The sequence below is a fragment of the Streptomyces sp. NPDC001617 genome, assembly GCF_053596855.1.
Window position 1 is genome coordinate 1 of record NZ_JBSFHA010000182.1, and the last position, 4366, is coordinate 4366.

A 4366-nucleotide genomic window follows, 5' to 3' on the forward strand; every position below is an offset into this window, starting at 1 on the left:
TGACGGAGGCCGAAGCGGCCTCTGCGGCACGGTCCCGGCAACAGGCCGACGGGACGCGCCCGGCGGTGACGGAGGCCGAAGCGCTTTCTGCGGCACAGCCGCAGCGGCAGGTCGACGGGACACGCCCCGCAACGACGGAGGCCGAAGCGGCCTCTGCGGCACGGTCCCGGCAACAGGCCGACGGGACGCGCCCCACGGCGGCAGAAGTCGAAGCGCCCTCCGACGCGACGGAGCCCTCGCAGGCCGATGCCGCGCGTCAGGCCGCCCGCGACGCCGCGCCCGACGCGTCGCTGCGCCGGTTCGCGGAGCAGCGGTTCGGCAAGCTGGACGAGCCGACGGCACGGCGGCTGTGGGCTGAGGCGTCGCGGCTCACCGCGCGGTACAACCCCTTCGGCCTCACGGTCGCCGAGGGTGTCGGGGGACTGCTGGACCGCGCCCCCGAGCAGTTCTGGGCGACGATGCAGGTGGCGCAGGTACTGCACCAGAACGTGGGCGCGCCGGACCGGGAGGCGCTGGCCGCCGAGACGGCCAGGTCACTGGCTGCGGCCCGCGGCGCCGACGCCGCGCCCGAGGGCCTGCGTGGTGGTGTCGCCGCCCGCATGGCCGAGGCGGTGGTGGCGCCCCGGGCCCACGAAACCGGGGACGCCGACGTACCGCAGGCGGACGCTCTGCGGAGCTTCCTGGCACGTCTCGACGGCACCGGTGCGTCCTCCGACGTGCCCTCAGCTCCCCTCGGGGCGGGGGCCCAGTCGGTGGCGCCGGTCACCGACCTGCTGCCGGACGGCTCCCCCGCGCTCGGTACGGAGCGCGGCCTGCGGGCGCTGTACGCGGACCCGGGGTACGTCTCCATGGCCCAGGGGTTCGAGAAGCGGCTGGGCGCGTACGCGTACCGCCAGCCGACAGCGCTGGGGGCGGCCCGGCAGGGCGTGGCCCGCCTGTTCGACGTACTCGCCCAGGCACACCCGGACCGGAGCCGGCAGGAGATCGCGAAGGTCTTCTTCGCCGACAACCTGACGTCGGCCGGTCAGATCGGTGCCGCCAACGGGCTGTCCCGTCTTGAGGAGCTGCTGGAGCGTGGCAACCTACGGGAGCTGGTGACGGCCTTCTACAACGCGGCCATCGAGAACACGTCCCCGCTGACGTTGCGGCCGCTGCTCCGTGAGATCGCCGACTCCGGCGACTGGGCGAGGGCGGAAGCCCTGGGCCTGGACGTGCCGGCGCTGCGCGACCAGGTGGCCTTCCTCAGGAGCGATCTGCGCGTCTGGCTGCGTGCCGCGGTCGAGCGGGTCGCGCCGGGCAAGGCGGAGATGTTCGACGACGACTTCTTCGGTCTCGGGAACGTGGCGGCGCAGGCGCCGTCGTGGAAGCGGGAGGCCGCGAAGTACTGGGGCGACGCGTACTTCAGGCACCGCCTGGAGCGTCCGGTGGCGGACCGGCTGAGCGGGGACCTTGCCACCACGCCGAGCGAGTGGGCGCGGCTGGGCGTCGGGCTGAGCGAGCGTGAGGTGGCGTTCCTCGCCGCCAACCAGGGCGCTCTTCGGGTACTGGGCTTCCGTACCGAGCGGGTGCCGCTGGAGCAGGTGGCCTTCGACGAGCAGGGCGCGCCGCTGCTGGACGAGGTGCGTTCGGCTCCGGGCGTGCTGGGCGTCGAGGTGCACTACAGCGATCCGGAGGGCACCGAGGGCCGGACAGTGACCGGCATCACCCGGATCGTCGAGGAGCCCGCGGCCGTCGAGGAGCCGCGCGCGGGTGATCTGCGTCCGGGCGAGCAGGGCCCGGAACTACCCGTGAGTGTTGTCTCGGGCAAGGCCAAATTCGCGCTGGACGAGGACTCCGAGCTGTTCCGCGAGATGCAGGGCCGGCGGGGCATGCCGCTGTCCGCGGGCGTGTCGGGCACCTCCGCGCGGATGGGCAACGCCTTCAAGCTGCTGAACGTCCCCGGCCTGGACACGGACGGCCTGACACTGGCCCTGATCGGCTGGATGCTCCCGCTCCAGGACCATTCGCTGTACGAGATCCTGGCGGGTCTGCAGACGGCGGACGTGGTGCCGTCGCTGACGGCGAACCCGCTGGACGATGCGGCGCGCATGTACCGGTCGGTTCCGGGGCTGTCGCCGGCGGAGCTCAGGGAGCAGGTCGGCGAGGACGGCATGCTGCCGCACGAGGCCGCCTACTGGTCCGGTATTTTCACCCCGGTCGAGTACGGTGGCTTCAGCGGGCTCGACGCGCACGGCATATCGATGGTTCAGGAACACCGGGACGAATTCGAGCGCCTCGTCGACCGGCCGCTGCCCGAGAACCCGGACGACGACGACTGGGTCCAGAGCTGGCTGCGGCAGAACGTGATGACGGCGCGACAGGTGCTGCAGCGCCTGACCCCGGCCCACTTCGCCGCTCTCGCGGCCTACACCAGCTCGACCTACCAACTCATCAATCCCATGCTCAGGCCCGATGAGGACGAATCCCGTTCGGCGCTGCGCAGCCAGGTCGAATGGCTCGTCGAGGAGTACCTCCTCTTCGGGAGCCCCCTGCCGCCCGCGCTGCGCGATCGTCCGGAGTTCGCAGCCCTCACGGCTGAGCACGTCCCGCAGATGGACCTCCCACAACTCGATCGGCAGCGTGCGCGGTTCCGGGCGGTGGTCGAGGAAGTGCTCCCCGCCATCGAGCGGGAGATGGCGGCCCATGCCACGATGCTGGTGGACGCCCTGGAGCAGTTGCCGCCCGCGACCGGTGAGGTCTGGCGTGGCACGCGCCTGGTTGGCTACGAGGGCTCGGAGCTCTCCTTCGGCAAGTTCGCCAGCTTCAGTCGGCACCGTGAGGTGGCGGAGGATGCCTTCCTGTTCATCAGGAAGGCCCCGCTGCCGGGTTCCCACCGTGTGCTCGTCCGCGCCGAGCTCTCCGGGAACGCGGCCCGGGACGTCTCGCCGTTCTCTGTGAACGAGGACGAGTACGAGGTGCTGCTGCTGCCCTCGGCGCGTCTGGACATCGCCTCCCGCACTGTCGTCCGGGACGGCGAACGCCGTTATGAACTGATCGAGGCCGTAGAGGAACAGCCGGAGTTCCCGCCGACGCCGCTGAGGGACGCGTTGCGGCGGCTCGCCGGTCCCGCCTCGGTGGCCGGGCGCGACGATCTGCTGCCGCTGGCCCGCCGGATCGGCGTGGCCGACGGCGCGCAGGTCTGGCACCTGGGCGGGCTGGCCAGTGAGGTGTACGGCGGTCCGGAGCACCTGACGGCCGAGCGCCTGGCGAACACACGCAGCGCGGCGGATCTGGCCCGCGACGTCCTGCGAGTCGTCCCTGACACGCAGATCACCGGAACACATCTGGACGCGCTGGTACGCCGCCTGGACCGCACCGGCGCGATCACCCCGGTCGACGAGGGTGCCCGGTCGCGGATGGTGGATCTCGCCGGTCGGCTGGACAGGCCGGGACAGCAGGTCACGTACCCCCGGCTGGCCGCCGGGTGGCGGGCGGAAGCGGCCGTGGACGACCAGGAAGACGGTTCCGGGCAGCGCCCGGACTCGGATGACGGGCTTCACGCCCTGCCGGAACTCAAGCGGTTCGTGGCGGCGCTGGGCAGTCTGGACGAGCCCGCAGCCGCGGAACTGTGGCGTGCGGCGGCGCAGATCACAGCCACCCACAACCCGTTCCCCCTGACGTTCGGCGAGGGCGGCGGTTCACTGCTGGAGCGGGACTCCCAGCAGTTCTGGGCGACGGTGCGTGTGGCGCGGGCGCTGCACGAGTTCGCGGGTGCGCCGGACCGGCACGCCCGGGCCGTCGGGGTGGCACGGGAGCTGGCCGCGCAGCGGGGCGTCGACGCGTCGCGGCGGCCGGGCCTGCTGGGTGGCTCCCCGGACGTCACGGTCGCCGAGTCCAGTGGTTCACGGGCTGTGCAGCCGGACAGCACCCAGGCGCACACCGTGTCCGCCGCTGGGGATTCCGTGGTGCCGGACAGCATGTCGGCGCCGGGCAGTGGTCCCGGCCTCTGGGTGCTGTACACGGACCCTGAATACCTTCCACGGGCGCGGGAGTTCGAGCAGCGGTTGGGTGAGTTCGCGTCCGGTCATCCGATGGCGCTGAGGGCTGCTCGGCGGAGTGTGGAGCGTCTGTTCAAGGTGCTCACCGATGCCCACCCCGCGGAGCCCAGGGAGGACATCGCCAAGGTCCTCCTCGACGGCCTGGAGCCGGTGGGCAAGGTCCGTGGAACGACCGCGCAGTCCCGCCTCCAGAACCTGCTGAAACGCGGCGATTCGCGGGAGCTGATGACGGCTTTCACTGCGAGTGAGATCACGGCCGATCTGCGCCCGCTCGCGTTCGCGCAGCGCCGTCAACATCCGCTCCCACACGCCCTCTTGCTGCCATCGCC

Annotated in this window: 1 pseudogene; it reads left to right on the top strand. The window is 72.1% G+C overall.

Features of this window, described 5'->3' with window-relative positions:
• Positions 1-65: 65 nt before the first annotated feature.
• Positions 66-4366, top strand: a pseudogene (locus ACWC09_RS52250) (hypothetical protein); the annotation flags it as partial.